Origin of the sequence: Candidatus Palauibacter sp., assembly GCF_965261555.1 — a bacterium.
In the GTDB taxonomy this organism is placed as follows: Bacteria; Gemmatimonadota; Gemmatimonadetes; order Palauibacterales; family Palauibacteraceae; genus Palauibacter.
On sequence record NZ_OZ253465.1, the window covers coordinates 1,014,022 to 1,039,131 of the forward strand.

A 25,110-nucleotide genomic window follows, 5' to 3' on the forward strand; every position below is an offset into this window, starting at 1 on the left:
ATTGACACTATCCCGCGCCCCGTCTAGACTTCCGGGCTGGCCTCGAAGACCTCACGAGATGACCGGAAAGCCTCGGGTGAATGTGACATGGGGAAGCCCACATACAGCAAGCCGACCAACAGGAAGCGCGTTCGGGATCATGGATTTCGCGCGCGCATGAAGACGAAGGCGGGCCGCCGCACGCTGTCGCGCCGCAGAAGGAAGGGTCGACGTCGGCTCACCGTCAGTGACGCGTTCCGTCGCAAGCGACGAAGCCGCTAGCGGGCGTCGGCCCGACGGCTATCGACGGCCTCGCGCGGCTCGACTGCGCACAGCACGGGAGATTCGCCGAACCATCCGTGCGGGCCGCTCCAGCCGGGGCCGCATCGTGGACGTGTTCTTCGCTCCGTCGACCGCCGGTCGCTCCAGGATCGGGGTTGTGATACCTCGCCACGGCCGCGGCGCGGTCGCGCGAAACCTCGTACGCCGGCGCCTGACCGAGATCGCCCGCATTCACGTATTGCCCGCCCTTGAAGCCCGCCGGCTCGATCTGGACCTGGTCGTGAGAGCGAAACCGGCCGCCTACGACGCCTCGTACGAGAGGCTTCGGGCGACGTTGATGGATTCGCTGGAGACCGTATGCGCCGGGTGATCATCGGAGCGATTCGCGGCTACCAGCTGGTGGTCTCTCCCTGGCTGCCGGCCTCCTGCAGATACGAGCCGAGCTGCTCGGAATACGCCTTGACGGCGGTGCGGCGCTTCGGCGCCATCCGGGGGGCCTGGCTGTGCGTCCGGCGCCTTCTTCGCTGTCACCCCCTCGGGTCGTGCGGCTACGACCCGGTTCCCGCCCGGGAGCGCTGATGGAACGCCGTCTGCTTCTCGCCATCGCGCTGATGGTCGGCGTGATGATCCTCTCGAACGTGTTCTTCCCGCCGACCGAAAGGCCACTGGAGCCGGTGTCGCCCGACAGCGTGGAGACTGCGGAAACGCAGGAAACCGCGGACGCGGCGGACGAGCTGGACCGCCTTTCCGCCGAGGAGAGAGCGGCCCGGGAGGTGGCGGAGGTCCTGGCCGAAGCGGATGAGACGCCGGCGGTTGCGGAGGAGGTGGAGGAAACCGCGGCTACAGCCGGGGAAGGCTCGATCGTCACGGTTCGGTCGGAGCTGTACGAGTACCGGTTCGACACGCGGGGCGCGCGCCTCGTGGGCGCGACGATGCTCGCGCACGAGAACTTCGCCGAGGGTGGACACGGCGGCCGCAACGTCGAGCTGGTGCGGCCGGACGATTCGATCCTGGCCTACGCGTTGACGCTTCGTGGCGACACCGTATCCCTCGGCTCGATTGCGTTCACCGCGTCGGTGCCCACGCTCGAGGTGAGAGATGGGCCCGCGGAGCTGCGCTTCGAGGCGGCGATCGGCGAGGTCACCTTCGATGTGTCGTACCGCTTCCAGCCGGACGACTACCGGATCGAGGTGAGCGGCGGGCTGCGCGGACTGGGAGATGTGGGGCACGTCGTCCTCGTGAGCCTCGGCCGCGGGATCGAACGAAACGAGGCCGTGCCGCGGGAGGACAGGGCCGCGATGGCGCTCGTCACCCGGAGCCGCTCCGGACAGATCGCGGCGGAGCGACTGGACCGCGTGGACATCGACGAGGCAAGACCGGCCTCCGGCGCTCCTTTCAGCTGGGCCGCATCAAAATCGAAGTACTGGCTCGCCGCCGTTGTGGCGCCGCCGGAAGGGCCGGGCATCGGGGGGGTGATGCTGCGGGGCGTGCCCGAGGAGGACGCGGCGGAAATGCAGGCCGCGCTGCCGGTACCCGCGGGCACCTCCGGCTTCGAGTTCGCGGCGTACATCGGACCACAGGATTTCTCGCGGCTACAGGCCATGGGGCAGGAACTCCACAACGTGAACCCCGTCGGCTGGCGGTGGCTCCGGTGGTTCACCCGGCCCTTCGGGAACCTGATCGTCGCGATCCTGATCTGGATGCACGAGTCGTTCGCGCTGGCGTACGGCTGGGTCCTGGTCCTGTTCGGGGTCGGGTCGCGGATCGTGCTGTCACCGCTCTTCCACATCTCGGGACGCGCGCAGATGAAACAGATGGCGCTGCAGCCGGAGATCGAGAAGCTGAAGCAGCGTTACAAGGACGACCCGCAGCGCCTGCAGCAGGAGCACATGAAGCTCTTCCGGGAACACGGGGTCAACCCGCTGGGCGGCTGTCTGCCCATGTTCCTGCCTCTCCCGATCCTGATCACGCTGTTCTTCGTGTTCCAGAACACGATCGAGTTCCGCGGCGTCCCCTTCCTGTGGCTGCCGGACCTGTCGCTGAGAGATCCGCTCTTCATCGTCCCCGTCCTGATGGGCGGCTCGATGCTCGGACTGAACTGGATCACGCAGCGGGGCATGCAGACGAACGCGCAGATGAAGATGATCTCCTACGTGCTGCCCGTCGTCTTCACCTTCTTCTTCGCGAACTTCGCGGCCGGGCTGAACCTTTACTACACCGCCTCGAACATCATGTCGCTGCCGCAGCAGATGTACCTTTCCCAGGCACGACGGAAGGCACAGCCGCCGCCCTCGCGGAAGAAGGAGTAGCCCTAGTCGGGAGTCGGCGCCGCCTCGTCACCGCACGTGGGAGACGGAAACCCCGACCAGGCGCTCGGACTGCTGGAAGAACTGCTCCGCGCGGGAAGGACCGAAGCCCAGGAGCAATCCAACCCGGGTCCCCTGAGCCAGGGCAGCCCCGAGTTCCGCCGCAACGGCAGGCTTCCACTCGAGTTCCGCCCAGCCGAAGTAGTCGACCGAAGCATGGAATCGCGCGCGCGCTCCCGGCGCCGACTCCCAGGCGGCGCCCGCCCGCAGCGAGATGGGCTCGAAGTCCGGGGTGGCGCGGAGCAGCACGCCCGGGCCTCCGTAGACGGTGAGACCCGACGCCGGAGATCCCTGGAGCATGAGTTCCATCCCCTCGCGGCTCGTGCTGATGGGACGGGCGCCGGTGTCCAGGAGAAATTCGTCCCCGAGATGCGAACTCACGTGATAGAGTTCCGCCCGAGCCGCGACCTTGCCGAAACGCGCGCGGAGGAGAACGCCGATCCGGTAGTGTACTTCGATGAGGGCCTGATCCGGACCTCCGAGGTCGAAGCGGGAGAACGCCCCTCCGTGAATCGCTCCTGCGAATTCCACCTCCCCGTCCGGGTCGCGCCGGATCCAGAACCCGAGCCGGTCGCCGATGTCCGCGAGGGCAATGCCGTCACGGAGGGAGTCGCGCGTCGCGCTCAGCAGCGCAAGACGATGTACGGGCTCGAGGGGAGAGCCCGAGGGCGTGCGGAAGGGATGGCCGTTCGGGTCCCGAATTCCGGGTTCGGGGCTGCTCCTCGCCTGGGCGGCAAGCGGACCTGCCGCAACGACGGGTGCCGCCATGACGAGGCAGACCACGAGATCGCGCACGTCGACAGCCCAGGAACGTGCGGCCCGGAAGCGGCCTGGCTGGCCGTGGCTGGCCGGACCGCCGGCCGAGACGCGCTGGAGCTTCAGGCGGCCGCCTGACACCTCGTGCAGAGGACGGTCTTCCGGCCGGTCACGCGGAGCGATGTCAACGCATGTCGGCACCGCGGACAGGGGCCGCCCGCCGAGCGTGAGTTGATCAGCCACCCCGGATCGGAATGCGCGGCGCTCCAGTGAAGCGTGGCTCGCCTCAAGACGCGCTTCAGGTAACGGTGAAGCCGATCGAGCTGCTCGGGCTCCAGTTGGCCGACGCGCCGGTCGGGGCGTACGCCGGCCTGGAAGCAGATTTCGTCCGCATAGTCGTTGCCGATCCCCGCAATCGCCTTCTGGTTCAGGAGAAGACCCTTGATGGAGGAGCGGGCATTCCCCTCCGCAAGCGCTTCGAAGCGCGCCAGCGTCAGGTCGTCGCTCAGCGGGTCGACCCCCAGACTCTGGAGCGATCCCTTCTCGTTGAACTCGCTTCCGGCGACGGCCTGGACCGTTCCCTGCGAGCCGGACGACGAGAAGCGGAGTTCTCTGCCGGCCGCGAACTGGAACCGGATCCGCGTCCGGTCGGTCGGAGGCGCGGTCTGGGATTCGAGGCGCAGGAGACCGTCATCGCCCATGTCGAACATGAGGCTGTAGTCGGAACGGAAGCGGAGGACGACGTAGCGACCGTGGCGTTCAACGGAATCCACGGCGTGGTTCTCAAGGTGATTCTCGACGATGTCGCGCTCGATTGACGCGACATCCGGGTCGTCGATCCGGATGATGGAGATCGTTTTGCCGGTCGTGTAACCGGCAATGCGCTCGATCATCCGCTCAACATCGGGAAGCTCTATCATTGCATCACGGCTCCGGTGGGCAAGACTGGGTGCAGGTGGACGTACACCCGTACGAAGGAAATGTGCCCCGTGCTTCATGGGAGGTGGCGAGATGAGAATCGCCACCGGGTCTCAACGCCGCATCAAGCCGAAGCGAGATTACGAGAGGCCAGCGTACCGTGAATGACCGTAACACTATGCACTGCAATGTGTTATGGCACTCTGGTCTGGGTGTTGCTTAGCCGGCCTGACTAAACCAGGCGGATATTCTCTCCTGAACGGCGGCGGCCGCCCGTGCGGGATCCGGAGCGCTTCGGACAGGGCGTCCCATGACGACGTAGTCGGCGCCGGCCTCGAACGCGGTCTCGACATCGACGGTCCGTTTCTGGTCGTCGGTCCCGGCCTGCGTCGCCGCGCGGATGCCGGGGACGACAATGCGAAACCGTTGAGACACCGCGGAGCGAATTCGGGCGGCCTCGTGACCGGAACTGATGACGCCGGCGCACCCGATACTCTCCGCCCGACGGGCTCGCGACAGGACGACAGCCCCGACGTCGGCCTCAAAGCCCAGGTCCTCCATGTCGGCCTGGTCGAGACTCGTCAGAACGGTCACCGCGAGGATTCCGAGATCGCCCGCAGCGGCGTCGCAGGCCGCGCGGAGGATCGCGTCGTTCCCGTGTACCGTGACGAAATCCACGTCCCGGGTCCGGAGTTGTCGGACGGCGGAGCGGACGGTCTGTGGAACATCGAAGAGCTTGAGGTCGGCAAAAACCTTCTTGTCCCTGGAGCGAAGCCAGTCGGCCAGCTCGAAGTACCCTCCGGAAAGAAAAAGCTCCAGGCCGATCTTGTAGAAGGAAACGGTATCGGCCAGCGAGTCGACGAGCTCTCGCGCCTCTGAAGCGGTCGGGACGTCCAGCGCGAGGATCAGTCGGTCGGTCGCGGGGATCGTTGCGGCGATATCGGCCTCCCGAAACAGGGTGGATCGGTGCTGAAATGCGGCGAGTGGAGGACGAAGTTCTTTCCCGGCGTACCTGCCTGCAAGGGGCGTCGACCGCGAGCGATGGTTTCACGTGAAACATCTTGTTCCTTCGCCGGGAGCCCGATTGGCCCGTCACGACCTCCATCGCACGTTTCACGTGAAACAAGGGTCCACCGGTCTTCTGCGGCACTACACCAGGTTCGCCCGGCTCCCGAGAGCCGCGTATATTGGACCGCCTCGCGGGAGAGGACGTTCGGCAGCGCGAAGACCCCATTTGTCGCGCTCCGGCGTCATGACATTAGTTCGTTACGAGGTATACGCTTACAGTGCGTGTCGGTACAGCGAGGGGCGGATCGATTTGGGCCGGGTGATCGCGATTGCAAATCAGAAGGGCGGGGTGGGAAAGACCACCACGGCGATCAACCTCGGTGCCTCGCTGGCGATCGCGGAGCGCAACACCCTCGTCATCGATTGCGACCCGCAGGGCAATGCGACATCCGGGTTCGGACTACGCAAGGATGGAGGCGTCCCCAGCGTCTACGACTGCCTCGTAAACGGACAACCGCTTGAGGCCGCCGTGCGGCCGGAAGTCCACTTCCCATGTCTGTCCGTGGTGTCCGCGAGCCGGGACCTGACCGGTGCCGAGGTGGAGCTGATCGATCGGTCGGATCGCCAGCGCATCCTCGGCCGGAAGATCGAGGCGCTGGAGGATGACTTCGAGTACATCCTGATCGACTCACCGCCGTCCCTCGGCCTCCTCACGCTGAACGCACTGGCCGCCGCGGACGCCGTGCTCATCCCGATCCAGTGTGAGTTCTATGCGTTGGAAGGGCTGAGCCAGCTCCTGAACACCGTGCGGCTGGTACAACGCAGCATCAACCCCGAACTCGAGATCGAGGGGGTGCTGCTGACGATGTACGATTCGCGCCTCAACCTGGCCAAACAGGTGGCCGCCGAGGCGCGTGAGTACTTCGGAGGCAAGGTCTTCGACACCATGATCCCGAGGAACATCCGGCTCGCCGAGGCCCCGAGTTTCGGAGAACCGATCGCGCTGTACGACGTCCTGTCGAGCGGAGCCCGCGGATACCTGAGCCTGGCCCGGGAACTGATCGATCGGCACAGGAGTTCGTAGGCTTGCCCCGGAGCGACCGCCGTCTCGGGAAGGGGCTTGGGGCCCTGCTGAGCGAAAACCTCGGAACGGAAGGCGTCTCGGCGGAAGCGGAGATTCCGGTCGAAGCCATCCAGGCGAACCCGTTTCAGCCTCGTGGCGACTTCGATCCGGACCGCCTCGCGGAACTCGCGGCCTCCATCCGCGAGAACGGTCTGCTGCAACCTGTCGTTGTCAGACCTGTAGGGGAGGCGTTCGAGATCGTCGTGGGCGAGCGACGATTCCGGGCGATTCAGAGTCTCGGATGGACATCGGTTCCAGCCCTGGTGCGGGAGCTGGACGACGAACAGATGCTGGTCGTGGCCCTCGTCGAAAATCTCCAACGCCATGACCTGTCAGCACTTGAAGAAGCTCGAGGGTATCGTCGACTGATGGAGGACTTCGATCTGACGCAGGAAGAAGTGGGGCGGCATGTGGGGCGGGACAGGTCAACCGTGGCGAACGCCCTTCGGCTGCTTGCCCTGCCGGAGGCGGTGCTGGGTCTGCTCGCGAAAGGGAAACTGTCGGCGGGTCACGGCCGCGCCCTCCTGACGTTGTCCACATCTGAAGCGCAGACCCGTTTCGCGCTGGAAGCGGTGGAGGAGGGGTGGTCCGTGCGGGAGACGGAACGTCGTGTCCGCCGGGGCCGCCCGGCGCAACGCCGGGGGCGGAAGACAGGGCAGAGAAAGCCGACAGCGTCGGGCGACCCCTTTGTGAGACGGGCCGAACTGGGGCTTGAGCGAGGGTTCGGGACGCAGGTGCGGATCCGGACGCGGTCGGATGGAGCGGGCGAGGTCGTCGTGCGTTTCCACGACACGGATGATTTTCTGCGGCTCGTGTCCTTGATGGGTGGTGACGAACTCGCGGCGGAGCTTCGCGAATGACGGTCCTCCGGCAATGGACGCTGCAGTTGGTTCGACGGGACGGCCGGCGCGTACGATCCCTGCCGCTCGGTCGTGCGCGGCTGCTTCTCTCGGTGGCGGGCACGATCGTCGGCCTGTTCGGCCTCGGGTTTCTGGGGGGCTTCCTGACGGCTTCCCGGGTGGAGTCCAGTCGCATACTCGAACTGGAAGCGGAGGTCGCGACGCTCGAGAGCGAGCGCGAACGGATGAGCCAGTTGGCGGGCCGTCTGAACGAACTCGAGCAGGAGTTCGGTCTTCTGCAGGATGCGGTGACCGCCGGACGGCCGGCCGAGTCCCCGCCGGTGAACGTCGCCCCCAGGGGAGGCATGGACGTCAGGTCGGGCACCTCGGCAGAGACGGCGACCCTGGCCTGGCCCCTCACGCAGCGTGGCTTCGTCACCCGTCACTTCGGCTCACGGCCGGACTATTCGCGCGACGGGCATACCGGGTTGGACATCGCGGTACCGACGGGGTCGTACGTCCGGGCGATCCAGGCGGGACGGGTCGAGGAGGCGGGGGAAGACCCGATCTACGGAAAATTCCTGCGGATTGCGCACGCCGATGGGCTAACGTCATTGTATGGCCACAACGCCTGGCTGTTCGCCGCGGCCGGCGACGCGGTGGAGCGGCTCGAGGTCATCGCCCTCACGGGGAACACGGGAAGATCCTCGGCTCCCCATCTGCACTTGGAGCTCGCCCGGAACGGCGCACTATTGGACCCCCTCTCGCTGGTGGCGGACCTCAGCGGTCGGGACAACACCGGGGCCCCGGCGGAGAGACAACCGGAGTAAGGATAGGAGCAAATGGCTAGAGATTCTCGACATGGCGGACCCACCCGCGAGCTGAGCGACGTCGTCTCGGTCGTCGCGCCCGGAATGACGATCCTCGGGGACGTGACGTGCGATGGTACGGTCCGGGTCGAAGGCAAGATCGAAGGCTCGATCAAGGCAACGAAATCGGTCGTCGTCGGCAAGGGCGGTCGTATTACCGGCGATATCGAGACGCAGGATGTCGTAGTGGCCGGTACCGTCATAGGGACTGTGTCGGGAGCCAGCCGCGTGGAGTTGCAGGAAACCTGCAAGATCGAGGGCGATATTCGGAGCCGACGAGTGAAACTCGAGGAGGGTGGCCAGATTGAGGGTCGCCTCCACATGACGGCAAAGGCCGCGGACGAAAAGCCGACCGGCGCACCGCACAAGGGTGCGTCCCCGTCGATCCAGCCGCAGAAGCCTCAGCGCGCGGCCGGGCGCAGCTGAAGCGAGGTTTTCGCCCGCCCGGTCCCCCGACCGCAGCGGTCGCACCGTGCCGGGGCGGGCGATCCGTTTGACGGAATCCCGTAACCGCGGATGAGGGACACCCTCCTCTTCGCCTTCGCGTTTGTGCCCCTGACGCTCGGCGCGGATTGGCTCGTTCGCGGCGCCGCCGGCCTGGCGCAGCGATTCGGCGTCAGCCCGCTCGTCGTCGGCCTGACGGTCGTCGCTTTCGGCACTTCGGCCCCGGAACTGGTCGTGAGCGCGCTAGCGTCCCTGGAGGGTCAACCGGACGTAGCCGTCGGCAACGTCATGGGTTCCACGGCCGCGAACGTAGGCCTGATCGTGGGCGTCGGCGCCCTCATCCGGCCGATCCAGGTCCACCGCCGGGTCATCGTGCGCGAAACGCCCCTCGTCATCATCGTGCTCTCGCTGGTGATGGTGCTGTCGCTCAACGACGCCGTCGGCCGCCTGGACGGATTCGTGCTCGTAGCCGGCTGGGCGCTCTACCTCTTCTTCCTCCTGAAGTGGGAACGAGTGGGGCTGTTCGGGAAGACGGACCGGCCCCCCGCTGCGGACGCGCATGGGCCGGGTGCCGGGGGCGACTCCGAGGAGACCGACCCGGCAGCGCCGGGAGTCTGGTGGTCGCTCGTACGGATCGGTCTCGGTCTCCCCTGCCTGACGTACGGGGCGAAGTGGCTGCTGGAGGGCGCGGAGGGGATCGCCAGGTCGCTGGCCGTCCCGGAAGCGGTGATCGCCGCCACCATGATCGCGGTGGGGACCTCGCTTCCGGAACTGGCTTCCACGCTGGTGGCCGCCTTCCGGCGCATGGGAGACATCGCGATCGGCAACGTGATCGGCTCGAACGTGTTCAATCTGGGCCTCGTGCTCGGGACCGCCGCGCTCGTTCGTCCGCTCGTTCTCCATCCAACCATCGTCGTCGGCTATGTGCTCCCGGCCCTGGCCTTCTCCGTGATCCTCATCCCCCTCGCGCTGCACCGGGGAACGGTGCACAGGTGGGAGGGCGGCCTGCTCCTGCTCCTCTATCTCGCCTACATCGTGCTCGTCTGGTTGTTCAACTGACCCGACCGTCCCCCATCCCGACTTGGCTGTTCCGTTGCCAAGCGACACGGTAAAGGGTTAGGGTTCGACGTATGGTCGTTTCGGTAAAGATGAGCAGCAAGAACCAGATCGTGGTCCCAAAAGCCGCGCGGGAGGCGCTCGGCCTTGCACCCGGGGACCGGCTCGCGGTGTCAGTCGACGGCGAAACCGTGCGAATGGAAAAGCTGCCGCCGGACGATGACGATCGTCTGCGGGGCCTGCTTCGGGATGTGGTCGACGCCGGCGATCTCTGGCCCGAACTCGAGGACGTCTGATTGGCGGACGCGGCGAACCCCGGCGGTCTCGAGGAACGCCTGACCGGGGCCGAACTCGTTCACGTCGACGCGCGCGTGTTCGCTCTTCACCTGATCGGCAGGGGCCCGACGAGACAGACCGATATCGTTTTCTCGGGGATTGCGAGCGGCGGCATCAGGGCCCAGACGTCGAGTCTGACTCTGTACCAGATCCTCGCCGAGGTGTATCGGCAGGGAAAGCCGGCGTCGGCGCGCGATGTGGCGCGGAACATGCGCCTCTACCCTCGGCTGGACATCGTGTCGGCCGGCCCCGAGATCGCCATTCAGGCCGCCGAGGTACGGGCGCAGCTTGGAGGTCGGCCGGAGCGGGCCCTGCAGATTGCAACGGCCCTCGTTTCGGGCGCCGAGGTGTATCTTACAGCAGGCTCGGGACTTCGGCGGATAGCCGACATGCACGTGTTGAACGTCGAAGACTTCGGATGAGCCCGCTCCGGGCGCCGGCGCCGCGTTTCACCGTTAGCGTCTCCGCACGAGTCTCACGAGCGCCTTCAGCGGGTCGTAGAAGCGGTCGACGACCCGCTCCTTGAGGGGGATGATCGCGTTGTCCGTGATCGTGATGTGCTCGGGGCACACTTCCGTGCAGCACTTCGTGATGTTGCAGTAGCCGATCCCTCCCGCGTCCCGGAGGAACTCGCTCCGGTCCTCCACATCGATCGGATTGAGGCTGTATCCGGCCGTTCTCACGAGGTAGGTGGGGCCGATGAACTCCTCGTGCTTCCTGTGCGACCGGAGGACGTGGCAGACGTCCTGGCAGAGGAAACACTCGATGCACTTCCTCATCTCCTGCGCCCGGTCGATCTCGAACTGCTGCATGCGCCAGCCGTCGTCCGCATCGCGGGGGCGGGGCCTGAAACGCGGGATGGAGGCGTTGTTCCGGTACGCCTGGGAGACGTCGGTGACGAGGTCCTTGATGACGGGAAAGGCCTTCATCGGCGTGACCGTGATCGGTTCGTCCTCCTCGTAGTCGGAGAGCCGGGTCATGCACGTCAGGCGAGGTCGCCCGTTGACCTCGCAGCTGCAGGATCCGCACTTGCCCGCCTTGCAGTTCCAGCGCACCGCGAGATCCGGCGCGTGTTCCGCCTGGATACGGTGGATCGCGTCCAGCACGACCATGCCCTGGTCGGTCTCCACGGTGTAGGATTCGAGCCGTCCCTCGTCGTCGGACCCGCGGTAGACCTGGAAAGTTCGTTCCGCCACCTCGCTACACCCCTTCCTCGATGAGCTGCCTCAGTTCCGCCGGCGGCTCCGATACCGGTTCGGCGTCCGTCACCATCCGTCCGTCGGACGATCGGATGACAAGATTGACCCGCCCGAGCGAGGCGTCGGCGTCCGGATAATCGATCCGGGTATGCGCGCCGCGGCTCTCCCGGCGCTCGAGGGCGGAGAGGACGACCGCCTCGGCCACGGTGAGCATGACGCGGAGATCGAGCCAGGTGTGCCAACCCGGGTTGAAGGCTCGCCCGCCGTCGACCGAGCAGCTGTCGAGCGCCCCGCGCAGTCGGTGGACATCTTCGAGGGCCTCGCTCAGCGCCTCCTCGGTGCGGGCGATTCCGACCTTGTCCTGCATGATCTGCTGCAGTTCCTCCTGCAGGCCGAAGGGATTGCGCCCCCTCTCGCGCGCGAAGGGAGCCATCGCGCCCGCGACGGCCGCGGACAGTTCGGCTGCCGGGATTTCGGTGAGGGATACGTCTCTCGCCTCTTCCGCGGCCGCGGCGCCGGCGCGCTGACCGAACACGATGAGATCCGAGAGGGAATTCCCGCCGAGACGATTGCCGCCGTGCAGGCCCGCGGCCACCTCACCCGCCGCGTACAGCCCGGGAACGCGGGTCGCGGCCGTCTCGGGGTGTACCTTCACTCCACCCATCGCGTAGTGCGTCGTCGGCCCGACCTCCATCGCATCGGTCGTGATGTCGACGCCCGCAAGCTCCTTGAACTGGTGATACATGCTCGGGAGCTTGGTCTTGATGTACTCGGGACTCCGCTTCTCCGATATATTGAGGAAGACGCCGCCGTGCGGACTCCCGCGTCCGGCCTCGACCTCCGCGACGATCGCCTTCGCCACGACGTCCCGGGTGAGCAGTTCGGGCGGCCGGCGGTTTGCCACGCGGTCGCCTTCCACCCACCGGTCCGCTTCCTCCTCGCTCTCCGCGTAGTCCCCCTCGAACATCTCGGGGACGTACCGGAACATGAAGCGCTCGCCGTCCCGGTTCGTGAGAACGCCTCCCTCGCCCCGGACTCCCTCCGTGACGAGCGTGCCGCGCACGCTGGGCGGCCACACCATGCCCGTGGGGTGGAACTGAACGAACTCCATGCCCATGAGTTCGGCCCCGGCGTCGTAGGCGAGCGCCACACCGTCGCCTGTGCACTCCCACGAATTGGAGGTCACCTTCCAGGCCTTCCCCAGCCCTCCCGTGGCGAGGACGACCGTCCGCGCGCGGAAGAGCACGAACTCGCCGGTCGGACGCCAGTACGCGAGGGCGCCGGCCACGCGGCCATCCACCACGAGCAGCCGGAACACGGTGCACTCCATGAAGACGTCGGCCCCTTCGTGCACGGCATGATCCTGAAGGGTCCGGATCATCTCCAGCCCCGTCCGATCGCCGACGTGTGCCAGCCTCCCGTAGGTGTGTCCCCCGAACGGACGCTGGTTCATGCGTCCGTCCTCCGCCCGATCGAAGAGGGCGCCCCAGGCCTCGAGTTCTCTCACGCGATCCGGTGACTCCCTGGCGTGCGCCCGGGCCATGCGCCAATCGCACAGCCCTTTCCCGCCCCGCATGGTGTCGCGGAAATGGACCTGCCAATTGTCTTCGGGGCGGTTGTTGCCGAGCGCGGCGGCCATCCCGCCTTCGGCCATGACCGTGTGCGCCTTGCCGAGCAGCGACTTGCCGACGAGTCCCACGGATGCGCCGGCTTCGATGGCCGCGATCGCCGCGCGGAGCCCGGCGCCTCCGGCTCCGATCACGAGGACGTCATGCTCGTGGCGTTCTGGAATCTCCATGCAAAAGTCCGCTGTGCCCTGTGAGTTCAGAAGAGTCGGGGATCCTCGAACACCCGCATCGCCACCAGCCGGATGTACAGATCCGTTGCGCACACGAAGACGAGGCTGAACCAGGCCCAACTCATGTGTCGCTTGTTGAACCAGCTCACGCCCAACCACGCCTTGTGGCGAGCCTTGCCGCCGAGCGTGCACGAGTAGCAATCGACGTTGCCGCCGATGAGATGCCGGAGCGAGTGACAGCCGAACCAGTACCCCGAGAGCAGCACGAGGTTGATCAGAAGGACGATGGATCCGACCCCGACGCCGAAGCCGTCCTCGAAGAAGAATCCGTGAATCGTGTCGTACGTCAGGAAGAGCCAGATGACGATCGAAGCGTACAGAAAGTAGCGGTGAAGGTTCTGGAGGACCCACGGCAGCCGCGTCTCGCCCACATACCTGTCGCCGCGGAATTCGCCCACCGCACAGGCGGGAGGATCGAGGAAATAGGCGCGGTAATACGCCTTCCGGTAGTAGTAGCACGTCCCCCGGAACCCGAGGATCACGCCCATCATCAGGATGGCCGGAGAGAACGGCCACCACTCGATTCCGAACAGGCGGATCTGTTCGGGACAACTGGCGGCGATGCACGGCGAGTACAGGGGAGACAGGTACGGGTCGGCGAAGTAGTTGCCGCCCTGAAGGACCGCCCAGGTGGCGTAGCCCCCGAAGAGGCCGAGCCCCAGCGCCACGCTCAGGGGTGGCAACCACCAGCGATCGCTGCGGAGGGTCTTGCCGAAACCGCGATCTCGAACCGCGACCGAGCTTTCCATGGTCTTTCGTCGACTCTTCGTGGGGTGGGGCGGGACCTTGGAGGACGCGGCCAGCCTACCGGGCCGTCAGGATGACTGTCAAGCGGAGTCGTCCGGGAACCCTTCGAGGTATTCCTGGACCCGATTGAGGAAGAACGCCGCCATGGCGCCATCGACCACTCGATGATCATAGGAAAGACCGAAGTAGGCCCGGTTGCGGATCGCGATCACGTCATTGCCGAGTCCGTCCTGAACGACGACCGGGCGCTTCTCGATCACGCCCGTTCCGAGGATGGCGACCTGGGGCTGGTTGATGATCGGGGTCCCGAACAGGTTTCCGAAGACCCCCACATTCGTGATCGTGAACGTCCCCCCCTGGATGTCGTCGAAGTCCAGCGCCTTGTTGCGGGCCTTCTCCGCGAGTTCGTTGGAGCGCTGCGCGAGTCCCAGCAGGCTGAGCTGGTCCGCGTCCCTGAGCACGGGCACGATGAGTTCGCGGCCATCGTTGATCGCCACCGCGATCCCGAGATTGATGTTGCCGTGATACACGATTCGCGATCCGTCCACGGACGAGTTGAGGATCGGGTATTCGCCCAGGGCCTCGATCACGGCCCGATAGATGAAGGGGCCGTACGTGAGCTTCACACCCTGATCGGCGAAACGCGGCTTGAGTGCGCGCCGAAGTTGGACGATCCGTTCGAAGTCCACCTCGATGACCGACGTCACGTGCGCGGAAACGCGCTTGGACATGAGCATGTGTTCCATCGTCCGCAGGCGGACTCTGCTCATCTCCTCGACCCGGTCGCGCTCGCGAATCGGCACGGAACCGAGCCGGACATCCAGCGTGGCCCCGTGGATCGGGATCCGAAGCGTACCGGGCGCCGCCGGCTCCGGCGCCGACGTCTCGGGCAGCGTCGGCTCCGAGGCCTTCACTTCGGAGGCGGGAATCGGCGCCGGGACTGCGGCGGGTGCCGCTGTGGGGGCGGGAGCGGCAGCCGGAGCGGGCGCCACCTCCGGCCCTCCGGCCGAGATGAACGCCAGAATGTCATCCCGGGTCACGCGACCGGAGGCCCCCGTCCCGGGCACCTGGTGGATGTCGACGCCGTGCTCCGCGGCGATCTTCCGCACCAGCGGCGTCGACCGTGTCCGTAGCCGCTCATCCCGACTGGCGGGCGGACCGGCGGCCCCCGGCCCCGGGGATGTGGGTAGGGTGTCCGCGGGCGGAGCTGCGGGGATTGCCGCCGCCGCGGTCGACGTCACGGGCTCTGCGGCGGGCGCCTCCGCCGGCGGGTCCAACGGCGGCTCCGCCGCGGGCGCCGACAGTGCCGCGGCTGTCGCGGCCGTGGCGTCCGTCTCGATGCGGGCGACCACCGTGTCGACCTCGACCGTCTCCCCGCTCTGAACGAGGACCTCGGCCAGCACCCCCGCCGCCGGCGAGGGAATGTCCGCGTCCACCTTGTCCGTGGATATCTCGAACAGGTCTTCGTCGCGCTCGACCGCGTCCCCGACATTCTTGAGCCAGCGCGTCAGCGTCCCCTCCGCGATGGACTCCCCCATCTGCGGCATGATGACATCCACTTTGGACATGGCGTTCTTCCCCGGCGTAGAGCCGCGTGGGTTCAGTAACTCAGTTGCAGGCGGGCCATCGAGACGACATCCGCCACCTGGGGTAGATGAGCGTCCTCCAGCTCGGCCGCGTAAGGCACCGGCGTGTCGAGCGCCGCGACCCGCCGGATCGGAGCGTCGAGCCACTCGAACGCGTGCTCGCAAACTACGGCGGCGACCTCGCCGCCGTAGCCGCCGAACCGCGGCGCTTCGTGGAGGAGGAGCAGTCTCCCCGTCTTCTTCACACTCTCGAGTATCGCCGCGCTGTCGAGCGGTTGCAGCGTCCTCAGGTCGATGATCTCGATCTCCGCGCCATCCTCCTCCGCCAGCTGCTCCGCCGCCGCCTGCGCCGTGTGGACCATGGCGCCATACGTGACCAGCGTCAGATCCGTTCCCGGGCGGTGCGTTCGCGCCTTCCCCAGCGGAGTCAGGAACTCCTCGCCCTCCTCGAGTTCGTCACGGAGTCTTCGGTACAGGTACTTGTGCTCGAAGAAGAGCACCGGGTCCGGATCCCGAATCGCAGCCTTCAGAAGGCCTTTCGCATCCCTCACGGTCGCCGGGGCCACCAACTTGAGGCCTGGCACGTTGGCGAAGTACGACTCGACGTTCTGGGAGTGAAAAGGCCCCGCCCGCACGCCGGCGCCGCAGGGTCCCCGTATCACAAGCCCGGCCCCCACCCCCGTCCGGTAGCGGACCTTGGCGGCGAAGTTGACGATCACGTTGAACGCCGGCGCGATGAAGTCGATGAACTGCATCTCGCACACCGGCTTCAGGCCCATCTGCGCCGCCCCGATCGCCGCGCCCACGATCCCCGCCTCGCTGATCGGAGTGTCAATGACGCGATCTTCTCCGAATTCCGCGAGCAGCCCCTCCGTAATCTTGAAGGCGCCGCCGTAGGCGCCGATGTCCTCGCCCATGACAAAGACATCGGCGTCCGCCCGCATTTCCTCGCGGATCGCCTGTCGAATCGCCTCAAGATACGTAGCCACGGCGCGAAGAATAACCGCGCGCCGTCCGCATCAGCAACGTCTCGCGACGTGCCCTTTACTCGTGCGTAAAGGGCACGTCCGTCACGTGCAGCGCGACGCCGGGGTGGTCCATCGACTCCAGCACGGCTCCGGGGGCAATCTCCCGCCTGACGTAGCCCAGGCCGATGGGTCCGAAACGTGGAGAACGAACTGCGGACGTGACGAGGCCGACCGGCCTGGCGCGGTCGGTTCCGGAGGGCGCCCGAAGGGTGGCTCCCACGAGGTCGCGTGCCTGGTGGAGAGCGTCCGGGGCCCAGCGGAGCCCTCGCAGGTGACGGTTCACATGGCCGCGGTAGTGGATGCGGGCGACGACCTCCTGGCCGGTGAAGCACCCCTTGGCGAAGCTGATCGCCCGGTCATCCTGGCCCGCCTCCTGGGCCAATCGCTCGGCGCCCAGCTCGGACCCGAACACCGGCAGTCCCTGCTCCAACCGGAGGATCTCCCAGTCTCCGCGGACGGCGGCGGCCCCCCCGACCCGCGTCACGGCATCCTCCAGCTGTCTCGAGAGCCGTTCCGCGTCAACGGCTTCGCCGGCCTGATCCACATACACGTCGAACCCGGCTCCCTCGATTTCCTCCCGGCGAACCGCAAGGGCCGCGGCGCCCCCGACATGCACGGTCGTCGCTTCGAGAGGGGCCAATTCGTCGGGGCGCCGGGCCAGAAAGGCTCCCGCAGCCGCTTCCCAGCGTCCAAGCGCCTCGGACGCGCGCGGTCCGATGAGCGTATGCACGGCGACATCCGTCACCTGGTGCCGTGCAAGCATCGGCGGCACGTACTTCCGAAGGTGATTCATCAGAGGTGGCAGGGCGTCGCTCGGCGTATCGAGCCACAGCGCTTCCGTTCCCGCGTCTCCGGCGTCGCGCTCGAAACCCGCCACGGGCAGAATCCGCAGATCGACGACGACGCGGCCGCGGCGGTCCAGGAGGAAGGAATAGACGCCCCGCCCGGACGGGACGTCCTTCACATCGTTCGAGGCGAGGCCGTTCACAACCTGTAGCGCCCCCGCACCCGACACGGCGACGACGCGGCGCCGAACGTCCGGGAACAGCCCGACGCGCTGGACGGCGGCACGATACCCCTCGGACCCGGAATCGCCCGGCATCAGGTCGACGCGGCCCGCCGAATCGGGCGATGCGGAAAAAAAAGCTCCCGGGCCGAGACCCGGGAGCCTGACTCCAACCTGGCCATCAAGTGCAACTCAGCTAATCCGAACCTGATCCGGCCCACTCGACGACGAACGTGGCGCGTCGGTTCTCGATCCCGTTCTGGCGATCTTCGACCCCGGTGTCCTGGTTCACGAGGCGCGACTCACCCATGGCGGCAATGCCGATGTTATCGGCGTTCATCCCCGCGGTCTGCACGAGATAGTCCCTCACGCTCTCCGCCCGCTCCCGGGACAACGTCATGTTGTACGCCTCGGATCCGGCGGAGTCGGCAGAGCCTTCCACGGTGACTCGAGCCTGCGGGTAGGACCCCTGGATCGCCGCCGCGAACGCATCCAGAATCGGGCGGTCGACCGCACGCACCTCGGAACTGTTGAAGTCGAAGTGCACCGGAAGGGCCACCGCCAGTCCCGCCCCGTGCATGTCGTCGTCGCTTACGTGTCCTCCGAACTCCTGCTGCAGACGATCAAGCTGGCTCCGCAGTTCCTCTATGTCGCCCTGAAGCGCCTCCACCGCAGCCGTATTCGCGGCGATGCGGGCCTCGTGATCGGCAAGTTGCCCGTTGACGGGCTCCATGACGCGATCGAGTTCCCACTGGCGCACGAGCTGCATGCAGCCCGTGGACAGGAACGCTAGAGCCACCACAACCATCGGCACCCACACCCTGTTCTGGCGCATCCTGACCTACTCCTTCTTTTCTCGATTCAGGGGAAGTTGACCCGGAGGCCAACCGAGAACGGGATCTCCATTATGGAGCTGAACCCGTGCACGTGGTTGAGTTCGCCATACACGTGCGTCTCTTCCTCGTCCGTCATGACGTAACGGACGTCGGCCTGCGCGAAGAGCGTGACCATCGGGACTCCCGTCTCCGCATGTCGAGCGAAGTTGAGCCCCGCCTTGATTCCGGCGTTGCCGGAGAAATACGATCCGTTCACCAGGCCCACCGTATGGAGTCCCGGACGCGGATGGTTCTGCAGCAGGAACGCGTCCGAATCGAGCGTCGAAACGCCCAGGCCGAAATCGACCGCCAGGGTGGTGCTTCCCATCGGATCGGCGAGGTGATACTCGATCCCGCCCGTCACGTGCAGGATCTGAAAGTTCGGGTCGATCGCCCCCTTCGTACCGAGCATGTCCAGCGCTCCCTCCACCCGCAGCGCCATCCGCGGGCGCAGGAAGTAGGATGCCGCGCCCGAGAACGAGGGACCCGATTCGGCGGCATCGGCGATCTCGCCCATCGGGATGGCCAGCCCGACTCCGCCCTCGAAGGACCAGAACATCGGAGAGTAGGGACTCTGGGCTTCGGCCCGGATCGGCAGAAAAGCGAACGCAGCCATTGCGCCAATCGCCAACACCAGCTTTCTGAACACATCCTTCATATCGACCTCCTGCGAGTTGTGAGGCCGCCGAGGAACGCGCGGGCTGTCTGATTCTCCACGCAAACCAAGCACGAACATCCAACTGCAACCAGCGGCACCCGGCCTCCGATGTCGCCGGAAAAATCAATCCAAGCTAAGCCCGATGTCGAATAACATGCAAGCACGGCGGCGCGTCCTCCGGTGCGTGCCGAAGCCTCGTTCCGGGGGGGCCGATCAGGCTCGCGAACACGCAAAGATCCGCGGTTCAGGCGCGCGAGACGTACTCCGCCAATCCCGTCGCCAAGTCGCGTGGCTGAAACGCCGGAAAACGACGTCGGGCCAGGTCTGAATCCGCGATCCCATCCTGGGTCACGAAGTCCACGGCATCGGGCGAAAGGATCTGGCCGGGGAGAAGGGCCGCACACGCGGCCGCGAGCTTTACGAGACTCGTCGGGATGTGGAGAATCGTCCGGCGCCGCCCGAGTACCGCCATGGCCGTCCGAACGACATCGTCCAGCGACACGACATCCGGTCCGCCGGCCTCCAGCGTGAGTCCGTCTCCCGCCGAACCCAGCGTCGCCTCGCACACGAGGTCCGCCAGGTCATCCACATGGATCGGGGTGATCCGCCCCGCTCCGTCCCCCAGCTGGGGAAAAACGAACGGAATCCCGCGAATGAGCGCGATGAAGCGATTCAGGCTCCGGTCTTCGGGGCCGTAGACCCATGAGGGTCGGACGATGACGTGGTCCAGGCCCGACTCACGCACGGACGCCTCCGCCAGCCCCTTTGCGCGATACCAGGGGCGTGCGGAGGCGGGATCGGCCCCGACCCCGGACAGGTAGACGAGCTTGCGTACGCCCGCCTCCACCGCAGCCTCGACCAGGGCGGCGGTGCCCAGGGCGTCGACCTCCATGAACGTCCGACCGCGCGCGGGCGCCTCCACGGGATAGCCCGGGAACTGAACGGAGAGGATGGCTGCGTCCACGGCGTGCATCGCCGACGCGAGCCCACCGGGCCGACGGACGTCTCCCTCGACATATTCCGCCGGGAGACCGAGCCTCGGCCCGCCGGCGGGGTTTCGGGTCAGCACGGCAACCTGCGCTCCGCGACGGTGCAGCCTTCGGACAAAGGCGCGTCCGAGGAAGCCCGTCCCGCCCGCGACGAGGATCCGAGGCATCACTTCACCTCCCGGCTGGCGCCGGGGCGCGCATCACCTGAACATCCCCCCGCTGACGTTCGACATCGTATTGGTGCTCGCCCCTTACGCTGTTCTCGGATACCGGACCAATATCATGATTCGAGCGTCAAACGGATACTCGCGACGGTGACCACCTTCATCCCGATCTTCCGGCCCAGCCGGCCCCGGAGTACGACATGCTGGAACATCTGCTCGAAACCGAAGTGGCCAGGCGTCCACCGACCGTGCGCCTCCAGGGGCGGATCCTCTTCCTTACCGAAGACCCGGACCTCATCCGCCGGCAACTCGCGGGGGAGGACCTCGAATGGGACCCCTCGATCCCCCTGCGCGACGACATTTCGACCGATGAAATCACGCCGGGCTGGGTCTGCTACCACTTCGACGAGAAGCTGGGGGAATACCCGTACGTGGGCCTCCTTTGCGGCGACGAGCGCCCGATCGGCCGCAACGACATCCGGAAGGGCGGCTTCGTATGCTCGGTGTCCGGGAAGAGGCGTGGAAAAGGGTCGAGCCGGGAGGCTTCGCCCTATGCCGAGCGCGCTGCGGGGCTCCGCGTCGTCATCGGAGAGAACATCGAGCGCATCTACGGAGAGAATTGCGCGAACATCGGCCTCCTCGCATCGACGGATTTCTCCCTGATCGAGAAGATCCGGCACGGCGAGAAGATCCCGCTCGACGCGTTCATCGGAGACGCGGGGCGCATTCAGCGCGACATCATCGAGTACGGCGGATTGCTCGACTACGCCGTGGCGAGGCTGAAGGGACTCGTCGCGCTCCCCGGCGTCACGGCCCCGGCGGACCGTCCCCAGACGATTGCGGAAAAGATCATCGCCCGGCACTGGGTCACCGACGCGGCCTCCGGCGCGCTGGGCGTTCCCGCCGTGAAACCGGGCGACACCGGCTTCCTGCGGGCCGATCTTCGCTTCTCCCACGAGTACGTGACCCCCATGGCATCGACGTTCTGGGAGGATTTCGCGGGCGATGCGGGGCTGAACCACACCGAGTCCATCGTTTTTTTCCGGGACCACCTCGCGTTCCTCGACGAAGTCATTACGGAGGAGAGGAAGGCGGCCGGGCTGCTCGACGCGGCCCACGCGCTGCACGACCGCCAGCGGAAGTTCGCCGCCGCGAAGGGCGTGCGCCTGCACGGCGAACTGCCCGACCGCACCGGGAGCGAGGGGATCTGCCACATCATGGTGCAGGACCGCTACGCGCTCCCCGGCCAGATCATCATCGGAAGCGATTCGCACACCCCGCATTCGGGCGCGCTGGGATGCGTCGCCTTCGGGGTGGGGACGTCCGCGATCGTCAACGCCTGGGCGACTCGCGACGTCCGGCTGGAAGTGCCCGAGTCGATCCGGGTCAACATCACGGGCGAGCCGCCACCCGGCGTCGTGGCGAAGGACCTCATCCTCGAACTGCTGCGTCACCCGACCGTCAAAAGCGGCGAGGCGATCGGCCGCATCATCGAGTTCACGGGGGAGGCCGTCGAGGCTCTGTCGATCGACGAGCGCGCGACGCTGACGAACATGGCGGCCGAGGTCGGGGGCTTCACCGGCGTCATCGCCCCGGACGAGAAGGCGGTGGCCTGGATCGCCGGGCGGCGTGGCGTGCCGGCGGCGGAGGTTCGGGCGCTATGCGACGGACTGTACAGCGACGCGGGGGCGGAGTACGCGGTGACGATCGAGATGGACGCGAGCGGCGTCGAACCGATGGTCGCGACGCCCGGCGATCCCGGGAACGGCCTGCCGATCTCGGCCCTCGAAGGAGACGTGAGCCTCGATACGGTGTTCGTCGGGGCCTGCACGGGGGCGAAGCGGGCGGATTTCGAGATGTATGCCGGGGTGGCGCGGGAGGCGGTGGCGGCGGGGAAGCGGGTGCCCGCGTCCGTCCGCGCCTATGCCCAGTACGGTTCGATCGATGTGGAGGCGTGGAGCCGGGAACAGGGCCACGACCAGGCCCTCAGGGATGCGGGATTCGACGTCCTCGCGCCCGGCTGCGGAGCCTGCATCAACGCCGGGCCCGGGGTGTCGACGACGGCGGAGCAGGTCACGATCAGTTCGATCAACCGGAACTTCCCCGGGCGCAGCGGTCCGGGGCAGGTGTACCTGGCGAGTCCGCTGACGTGCGTGGCCTCGGCGATCGAGGGACGGATCGTGGCGTATGGAGACCAGGACTGGAGCCGCGAGGCCGGCTCGCCAGGCTAGACGGGCTCGACCCTCACGGGACAGACCTTCAGTTCCGCCGTGTGCGTGATCGGGTCGTAGCCGCCGCCGGTCAGGAAATTCACCGGCACGTCGTTGAAGCTGAACGAGGCGAAGACGGTTCCGGGCGGGGAGCGGTCGTTGGCCTCGACCTTGATCCGTACCTGGCCGCGCGGGCTCGACATCATCGCCCAGCCCCCGTCCTCGAGACCCCATTTCGACACGTCGGCCGGGTGCATCTCGAGACGCTCTTCGGACAACAGGTACTCGATCCCCGCCGCACGCCCCGTCTGCGTTCTCGTGTGATAGGCCGGCAGTCGGCGCCCGGTCGTAAGCCAGATCGGGTATTCGTCCGAGATCGTCTCGGCGGGGTCCCGGTATCGGATCAGCTGGAAGATGCCGCGCCCGTTTTCGAACTCGCCCTTGTGAAGGATGGGCGTGCCGGGGTGGCCCGGCTCCGGCACGGGCCAATGGTACTCGCCGTCCGCGATGAGATCCCAATCCAGGCCGGCGTAGATCGGTGAGAGCGAGCAGAGTTCGTTGAACACCTCCTTCGCGGACTCGAACTCGAAACCCTCCAGCCCCATGCGCTGCGCGATGCGGGACACGCACCACCAGTCGGGCTTCGCCTCGCCCGGCGGATCCACCGCCTTCCGCAGACGCTGAACGCGCCGCTCCGTATTCGAGCACGCGCCGTCCGTCTCCGCCCAGGCGGTGGCCGGGAGGACCACATCGGCCAACTCCGCCGTCTCGGTGAGGAAGATGTCGATCACGACGAGATGGTCGAGGCTCCCGAGCGCATGCTCGCAGTGCTCCCGATCGGGGTCCGTGACGACGGTGTTCTCGCCGTTGATGATCATGGCGCGGATCCGGTCGCCGCACATGTCGAGCGCAGTGACCTTCGTGGGCCCCAGTTCGAGATCCACTTCCCGGCCGTACGCCTCGGCGAACTTCGCCTGATACGCCGGGTCGAGTACGTCCTGGAAGCCGGGATAGTTGTTCGGCAGCGCCCCGCAGTCTCCCGCGCCCTGGATGTTGTTCTGGCCGCGCATCGGATTGATCCCGGTTCCCTCGCGGCCGACGTTTCCGGTCATGAGGGCGAGATTGCAGAGGCTCTGCACGTTGTCCACGCCGCAGATGTGCTCCGTGATCCCGAGCGTGTAGTAGATGGCTCCACGTTCGGCCTTCGCGTACCAGCGCGCCGCCTCCGCGATCAGCTTCGCGTCCACCCCGGTGATGGACTCGGCCCATTCCGGCGGGTATTCCAGGACGTGCTCCATGAAGTCCCGGCCCTCCGTCGTGCGGGCGGCCACGAAGTCGTCGTCCAGCAGTCCCTCGCGTGCGATGACGTGGGCCATGCCGAGCAGGAGCGCGACGTCGGATCCCACCCTCAGCGGCAGGTAGATGTCGGCCATCTCGGCCAGCGCGATCCGCCTCGGATCGGCGACGATGAGCTTGGCGCCCCGCGCCACCGCGCGCTTGATGCGGGTGGCCGCGACGGGATGGCACTCGGTCATGTTGGTCCCGATGCAGAAGATCACATCGGGCTTTTCCATGTCCTCGAGTGGATTCGACATCGCCCCCCGTCCGATTGAGGCCGCCAGACCGGCGACCGTGGGGGCGTGTCAAGCACGGCTGCAGTTGTCAATCTGGTTCGTACCGAACGCGCCTCGGATGAACCGCTGCATCATGTAGGCCGCTTCGTGCGGCGCACGTCCGGAAGCGACGCCGTACACGGAATGTCGGCCGTGATTCTCCACCGCCGCCGTGAACCCCGCCGCCGCGCGGTCGAGGGCCGTGTCCCAGTCGGTTTCGTGGAGTTCGCCGTCCTCGCCCCGCACCATCGGATAGGCGAGCCGGTCGGGGTGCTGCACGAAGTCGAAGGCGAATTGCCCCTTGACGCAGAGCGCGCCCTCGTTGGCGGGCCCATCCATCGCCGGCTGGACGCCGATCAGCGTGTCCCCGCGGGACAGAAGGTCGACGGAGCACCCGACGCCGCAGTAGGGACACACGGTACGCGTCTTCTCGGTCTCCCCCGGGACGTCGGCGTTCGCGAGCGCCTTGATGTCCGCGAGAGCGCCGGTCGGGCAGGTCTGTACGCACTGCCCGCAGAACGTGCAGGCGGAGTCCCCCAGCAGGCCCTCGAACTCCGTCGTGATCTGCGTGTCGAACCCGCGATTCATGATCGAGATCGCGTAGTCGCCCTCCTGTTCGGCGCAGACCCGCACGCAGCGATAGCAGGAAATGCAGTTGTCGTAGTCGCGGAGGATGAAGGGGTTGTCGTCGTCGGGCCGGCTGCGGCCGGACCTGGCCCCGGCGAAGCGGCCCGTCCGGGCGTCGTAGCGGTCGAGCAGCACCGCCATCTCCTGCGAGGCGTATCCGGAGAGCGGATCGACGTCCGTGTCGCGGTTCTCGGAGGCGAGCATCTCCATGAGCACCCGGCGGTGCATGTCGAGCCGCGCCGAGCGGGTCGTGATCCGCATCCCGGGCTCCGCCCGCATGGTGCAGGAGGCGACGGGGTTCCGGGCGCCCTCGAGTTCGACGATGCAGAGGCGGCAGGCACCGAAGGCTTCCAGGCGCGGATCGTAGCACAGCGTCGGGATCTCCTTGCGGTGCCGCTCGGAGACCTCGTAGAGGCTCTCGCCCCGACGGACGCCCACCTTCGCGCCGTCGAGCGTGATCTCGAAATCGAAGCCTGCGCCGTTACCCGAGTTGTCGCTCAAACCCACCTCCGGAGGCCCGGGGCGCTGCGCCGCTGGAAACTGCCGGGCCAACTAAAATGACGTGCCACGCCCG

The 25,110-nt window shown here is 66.9% G+C and carries 25 protein-coding genes; 12 read left to right on the forward strand and 13 right to left on the reverse strand.

What is annotated here, in order from left to right:
* Window positions 1-87 precede the first annotated feature (87 nt).
* From rpmH to yidC, 4 genes are read left to right on the forward strand one after another with little or no spacing between them, the layout of a single operon-like run.
* Complete coding sequence (gene rpmH, locus ACQY5G_RS04315) at window positions 88-261, forward strand: 50S ribosomal protein L34 (RefSeq protein WP_310754963.1); 174 nt, start codon at window positions 88-90, stop codon at window positions 259-261.
* A complete protein-coding gene (rnpA, locus tag ACQY5G_RS04320) occupies window positions 227-631 on the forward strand; it encodes a ribonuclease P protein component (protein ID WP_428277347.1) in 405 nt (134 codons plus the stop codon). Before rpmH ends, rnpA begins: the two co-directional genes overlap by 35 nt.
* On the forward strand, window positions 619-840 hold the full coding sequence (gene yidD, locus ACQY5G_RS04325) for a membrane protein insertion efficiency factor YidD (RefSeq protein WP_428277348.1): 222 nt from the start codon (window positions 619-621) through the stop codon (window positions 838-840). The genes rnpA and yidD overlap by 13 nt, the downstream gene beginning before the upstream one ends.
* Window positions 840-2,570 carry a membrane protein insertase YidC gene (gene yidC / locus ACQY5G_RS04330; RefSeq protein ID WP_428277350.1) on the forward strand — a complete coding sequence of 577 codons (1,731 nt, stop codon included), beginning with the start codon at window positions 840-842 and terminating at the stop codon, window positions 2,568-2,570. Before yidD ends, yidC begins: the two co-directional genes overlap by 1 nt.
* 27 nt (window positions 2,571-2,597) lie before the next feature.
* Here the strand turns inward: yidC and ACQY5G_RS04335 are convergent, their stop codons facing one another.
* The 3 genes from ACQY5G_RS04335 to pyrF form a co-directional block, all read right to left on the reverse strand.
* Window positions 2,598-3,422, reverse strand: coding sequence for a DUF1207 domain-containing protein (locus ACQY5G_RS04335; RefSeq protein ID WP_428277352.1), 825 nt, complete (start codon window positions 3,420-3,422; stop codon window positions 2,598-2,600).
* Between the two features lie 83 nt (window positions 3,423-3,505).
* Window positions 3,506-4,276, reverse strand: a complete 771-nt coding sequence (locus ACQY5G_RS04340; RefSeq protein WP_428277354.1) for a DNA-formamidopyrimidine glycosylase family protein — start codon at window positions 4,274-4,276, stop codon at window positions 3,506-3,508.
* Window positions 4,277-4,520: 244 nt separating this feature from the next.
* On the reverse strand, window positions 4,521-5,240 hold the full coding sequence (gene pyrF, locus ACQY5G_RS04345) for an orotidine-5'-phosphate decarboxylase (RefSeq protein ID WP_428278641.1): 720 nt from the start codon (window positions 5,238-5,240) through the stop codon (window positions 4,521-4,523).
* A 379-nt stretch (window positions 5,241-5,619) separates the two neighbouring features.
* On the opposite strand from pyrF, the gene ACQY5G_RS04350 reads away from it, so the two are divergent.
* The 7 genes from ACQY5G_RS04350 to ACQY5G_RS04380 all read left to right on the forward strand — a co-directional run bounded on the left by ACQY5G_RS04350 (window position 5,620) and on the right by ACQY5G_RS04380 (window position 10,398).
* On the forward strand, window positions 5,620-6,393 hold the full coding sequence (locus tag ACQY5G_RS04350) for a ParA family protein (protein ID WP_428278642.1): 774 nt from the start codon (window positions 5,620-5,622) through the stop codon (window positions 6,391-6,393).
* Window positions 6,394-6,395: 2 nt separating this feature from the next.
* A complete protein-coding gene (locus ACQY5G_RS04355; protein WP_428277356.1) occupies window positions 6,396-7,292 on the forward strand; it encodes a ParB/RepB/Spo0J family partition protein in 897 nt (298 codons plus the stop codon).
* On the forward strand, window positions 7,289-8,101 hold the full coding sequence (locus tag ACQY5G_RS04360; RefSeq protein ID WP_428277358.1) for a M23 family metallopeptidase: 813 nt from the start codon (window positions 7,289-7,291) through the stop codon (window positions 8,099-8,101). Before ACQY5G_RS04355 ends, ACQY5G_RS04360 begins: the two co-directional genes overlap by 4 nt.
* A gap of 12 nt (window positions 8,102-8,113) precedes the next feature.
* On the forward strand, window positions 8,114-8,566 hold the full coding sequence (locus ACQY5G_RS04365) for a bactofilin family protein (RefSeq protein WP_428277360.1): 453 nt from the start codon (window positions 8,114-8,116) through the stop codon (window positions 8,564-8,566).
* Between the two features lie 90 nt (window positions 8,567-8,656).
* Window positions 8,657-9,643: a calcium/sodium antiporter gene (locus tag ACQY5G_RS04370; protein WP_428277362.1), complete on the forward strand. Its 987-nt coding sequence runs from the start codon at window positions 8,657-8,659 to the stop codon at window positions 9,641-9,643.
* 89 nt (window positions 9,644-9,732) lie between these two features.
* The gene (locus ACQY5G_RS04375; RefSeq protein ID WP_420615312.1) at window positions 9,733-9,936 is read left to right on the forward strand and encodes an AbrB/MazE/SpoVT family DNA-binding domain-containing protein; all 204 of its coding nucleotides are present in this window, start codon (window positions 9,733-9,735) and stop codon (window positions 9,934-9,936) included.
* Window positions 9,937-10,398 (forward strand): type II toxin-antitoxin system VapC family toxin, encoded by a 462-nt coding sequence (locus ACQY5G_RS04380; protein ID WP_428277365.1) that lies wholly within the window; start codon window positions 9,937-9,939, stop codon window positions 10,396-10,398. It begins immediately after the preceding gene.
* 33 nt (window positions 10,399-10,431) lie between these two features.
* Here the strand turns inward: ACQY5G_RS04380 and ACQY5G_RS04385 are convergent, their stop codons facing one another.
* The 9 genes from ACQY5G_RS04385 to ACQY5G_RS04425 form a co-directional block, all read right to left on the reverse strand.
* Entirely contained in the window at window positions 10,432-11,172 is a 741-nt protein-coding gene (locus ACQY5G_RS04385) for a succinate dehydrogenase/fumarate reductase iron-sulfur subunit (protein ID WP_428277367.1), read from the reverse strand.
* Between the two features lie 4 nt (window positions 11,173-11,176).
* Window positions 11,177-12,973, reverse strand: coding sequence for a fumarate reductase/succinate dehydrogenase flavoprotein subunit (locus ACQY5G_RS04390; protein WP_428277369.1), 1,797 nt, complete (start codon window positions 12,971-12,973; stop codon window positions 11,177-11,179).
* Window positions 12,974-12,999: 26 nt separating this feature from the next.
* Window positions 13,000-13,782 (reverse strand): succinate dehydrogenase, encoded by a 783-nt coding sequence (locus ACQY5G_RS04395; protein WP_420615308.1) that lies wholly within the window; start codon window positions 13,780-13,782, stop codon window positions 13,000-13,002.
* 78 nt (window positions 13,783-13,860) lie between these two features.
* On the reverse strand, window positions 13,861-15,348 hold the full coding sequence (locus tag ACQY5G_RS04400; RefSeq protein WP_428277371.1) for a dihydrolipoamide acetyltransferase family protein: 1,488 nt from the start codon (window positions 15,346-15,348) through the stop codon (window positions 13,861-13,863).
* Window positions 15,349-15,380: 32 nt separating this feature from the next.
* Window positions 15,381-16,355, reverse strand: a complete 975-nt coding sequence (locus tag ACQY5G_RS04405; RefSeq protein ID WP_428277373.1) for an alpha-ketoacid dehydrogenase subunit beta — start codon at window positions 16,353-16,355, stop codon at window positions 15,381-15,383.
* A gap of 55 nt (window positions 16,356-16,410) precedes the next feature.
* The gene (locus tag ACQY5G_RS04410; protein WP_428277375.1) at window positions 16,411-17,496 is read right to left on the reverse strand and encodes a YgfZ/GcvT domain-containing protein; all 1,086 of its coding nucleotides are present in this window, start codon (window positions 17,494-17,496) and stop codon (window positions 16,411-16,413) included.
* A gap of 100 nt (window positions 17,497-17,596) precedes the next feature.
* Window positions 17,597-18,235 carry an OmpA family protein gene (locus ACQY5G_RS04415; RefSeq protein WP_428277377.1) on the reverse strand — a complete coding sequence of 213 codons (639 nt, stop codon included), beginning with the start codon at window positions 18,233-18,235 and terminating at the stop codon, window positions 17,597-17,599.
* Between the two features lie 26 nt (window positions 18,236-18,261).
* On the reverse strand, window positions 18,262-18,891 hold the full coding sequence (locus ACQY5G_RS04420) for a hypothetical protein (protein ID WP_428277379.1): 630 nt from the start codon (window positions 18,889-18,891) through the stop codon (window positions 18,262-18,264).
* A 286-nt stretch (window positions 18,892-19,177) separates the two neighbouring features.
* Entirely contained in the window at window positions 19,178-20,089 is a 912-nt protein-coding gene (locus tag ACQY5G_RS04425) for an NAD(P)H-binding protein (RefSeq protein WP_428277381.1), read from the reverse strand.
* 197 nt (window positions 20,090-20,286) lie between these two features.
* Here ACQY5G_RS04425 and ACQY5G_RS04430 point away from each other — a divergent pair, with 197 nt between their 5' ends.
* On the forward strand, window positions 20,287-22,317 hold the full coding sequence (locus ACQY5G_RS04430) for an aconitase family protein (protein WP_428277383.1): 2,031 nt from the start codon (window positions 20,287-20,289) through the stop codon (window positions 22,315-22,317).
* On the opposite strand, the gene fdhF is transcribed toward ACQY5G_RS04430, so the two are convergent.
* Window positions 22,314-25,043 (reverse strand): formate dehydrogenase subunit alpha, encoded by a 2,730-nt coding sequence (gene fdhF, locus ACQY5G_RS04435; protein WP_428277385.1) that lies wholly within the window; start codon window positions 25,041-25,043, stop codon window positions 22,314-22,316. The two genes, ACQY5G_RS04430 and fdhF, sit on opposite strands and share 4 nt — an antisense overlap.
* Between the last annotated feature and the right edge of the window lie 67 nt (window positions 25,044-25,110).

What these genes read in the sequence shown, in the direction of transcription:
- rpmH (WP_310754963.1), top strand. Translation starts at nt 88, where the DNA reads ATGGGGAAGCCCACATACAGCAAGCCGACCAACAGGAAGCGCGTTCGG.
- yidD (WP_428277348.1), top strand. Translation starts at nt 619, where the DNA reads ATGCGCCGGGTGATCATCGGAGCGATTCGCGGCTACCAGCTGGTGGTC.
- yidC (WP_428277350.1), top strand. Translation starts at nt 840, where the DNA reads ATGGAACGCCGTCTGCTTCTCGCCATCGCGCTGATGGTCGGCGTGATG.
- ACQY5G_RS04340 (WP_428277354.1), bottom strand. Translation starts at nt 4,276, where the DNA reads ATGATCGAGCGCATTGCCGGTTACACGACCGGCAAAACGATCTCCATC.
- ACQY5G_RS04360 (WP_428277358.1), top strand. Translation starts at nt 7,289, where the DNA reads ATGACGGTCCTCCGGCAATGGACGCTGCAGTTGGTTCGACGGGACGGC.
- ACQY5G_RS04365 (WP_428277360.1), top strand. Translation starts at nt 8,114, where the DNA reads ATGGCTAGAGATTCTCGACATGGCGGACCCACCCGCGAGCTGAGCGAC.
- ACQY5G_RS04370 (WP_428277362.1), top strand. Translation starts at nt 8,657, where the DNA reads ATGAGGGACACCCTCCTCTTCGCCTTCGCGTTTGTGCCCCTGACGCTC.
- ACQY5G_RS04375 (WP_420615312.1), top strand. Translation starts at nt 9,733, where the DNA reads ATGAGCAGCAAGAACCAGATCGTGGTCCCAAAAGCCGCGCGGGAGGCG.
- ACQY5G_RS04390 (WP_428277369.1), bottom strand. Translation starts at nt 12,973, where the DNA reads ATGGAGATTCCAGAACGCCACGAGCATGACGTCCTCGTGATCGGAGCC.
- ACQY5G_RS04395 (WP_420615308.1), bottom strand. Translation starts at nt 13,782, where the DNA reads ATGGAAAGCTCGGTCGCGGTTCGAGATCGCGGTTTCGGCAAGACCCTC.
- ACQY5G_RS04400 (WP_428277371.1), bottom strand. Translation starts at nt 15,348, where the DNA reads ATGTCCAAAGTGGATGTCATCATGCCGCAGATGGGGGAGTCCATCGCG.
- ACQY5G_RS04410 (WP_428277375.1), bottom strand. Translation starts at nt 17,496, where the DNA reads ATGCCGGGCGATTCCGGGTCCGAGGGGTATCGTGCCGCCGTCCAGCGC.
- ACQY5G_RS04415 (WP_428277377.1), bottom strand. Translation starts at nt 18,235, where the DNA reads ATGCGCCAGAACAGGGTGTGGGTGCCGATGGTTGTGGTGGCTCTAGCG.
- ACQY5G_RS04420 (WP_428277379.1), bottom strand. Translation starts at nt 18,891, where the DNA reads ATGGCTGCGTTCGCTTTTCTGCCGATCCGGGCCGAAGCCCAGAGTCCC.
- ACQY5G_RS04425 (WP_428277381.1), bottom strand. Translation starts at nt 20,089, where the DNA reads ATGCCTCGGATCCTCGTCGCGGGCGGGACGGGCTTCCTCGGACGCGCC.
- ACQY5G_RS04430 (WP_428277383.1), top strand. Translation starts at nt 20,287, where the DNA reads ATGCTGGAACATCTGCTCGAAACCGAAGTGGCCAGGCGTCCACCGACC.